This window comes from Buttiauxella gaviniae ATCC 51604 (assembly GCF_001654835.1).
GTDB lineage: Bacteria > Pseudomonadota > Gammaproteobacteria > Enterobacterales > Enterobacteriaceae > Buttiauxella > Buttiauxella gaviniae.
In genome coordinates this window covers 1-1227 of sequence record NZ_LXEP01000081.1, presented here as the reverse complement: position 1 = coordinate 1227, position 1227 = coordinate 1, and the positions used below count along the sequence as shown (strand labels likewise).

General features: G+C 54.2%; 1 protein-coding gene. It reads left to right on the top strand.

The window, feature by feature from the left end; all coding sequences use genetic code 11:
• Positions 1–45 precede the first annotated feature (45 nt).
• A partial coding sequence (locus M977_RS23750) for an autotransporter-associated beta strand repeat-containing protein (RefSeq protein ID WP_209438627.1) occupies positions 46–1227 on the top strand: 1182 nt, incomplete at its 3' end.

Genomic DNA, 1227 nt, shown 5'->3' with positions numbered 1-1227 from the left:
AACCAAATTTGCCGGCGCAAACGGTGGAGGGGGGGGGGGACAGGTGTGTCAGCTACAGCAGCCCTTACCAACAGTGCCACAATAACCGGCGGCGCGGGCGGTCTGGCGGGTTACGGGCAAGGCAACGGCGGCGGTGGTGGCGGCGGCGCAGGGATTACCACGACGTCGAATGTCACCAACACCGGTACTGTCATCGGGGGCAGTGGCTCTGCTTTGCAAAGTGCAGTGACAGGCGGCGGCGGCGGTGCCGGGATATTTGTATCGGGTAACGGTGCGACTGTCACACTGACAAACTCGGGCACCATCAGTGGTGGTACTGGTACCTATAATTTAGCGACGGGCTATGGTCCCGGCTGGGGCGGTGCTGGTGAGGGTGGCGCTGAGGGTGCGACAGCGACGACTTACGCGGATGGCGGTGCGGCCATCGTTGGTACGAATGTTGTTATCAATAACTATGGCACCCTCAATGGTGGGATGGGGCTGGGTGATAACACCCGTTATTATGCTCTTGACTTTACAGCAGGCTCAGCTAACCAGCTTAATTTATACAGTGGCTCTGTGATTAACGGTGGGCTCATATTACGTTCGGGTAATTTAGAAATTGTTGAACGTGCCGGAGCCCGGACGTTCAGTAACGCCATTGAAACATATGGGGCCACCACCTTTAATACCAATGGTTTCGATTTTTCATCGACCGGTATTATTTCCGGGACTGGGTCAGTTAATAAAACCGGCAACGGCACGCTAACCTTAAGCGGTGCAAATAGCTATTCGGGTGGTACGACGATTAGTGCTGGCACACTGAGTGTATCAAATGACAGCAATCTGGGGGCGACAACCGGTTCTCTGAGTATTAGTAATGCTACGCTACAAACCTCTGCAAGTTTTACTACCGCCCGCAGTGTTTATTTAAGTGCCACAGGTGCCACTATTGCACCTGATTCCGGAAAAACTTTAACAGTTTCAGGAGTTATTGCGAATGCAACGGCGAGCACGCCGAGTGCTCTGAATAAAAATGGCGCGGGTACGCTGGCTCTGAGCGGGACGAATACTTTCACGGGCCAGACGACCATTAATCAGGGCACGCTGAGCCTGTCGGGCAATGGCAGCATTGCAAAAAGCAGCAAAGTGGATGTGGAAAGCGGGTCTTTTGATATCTCGGCAACAACCACTGGTGCATCGGTTACCAGCCTCACAGGGACCAGTAACGGCACTGTAGCGCTGGGC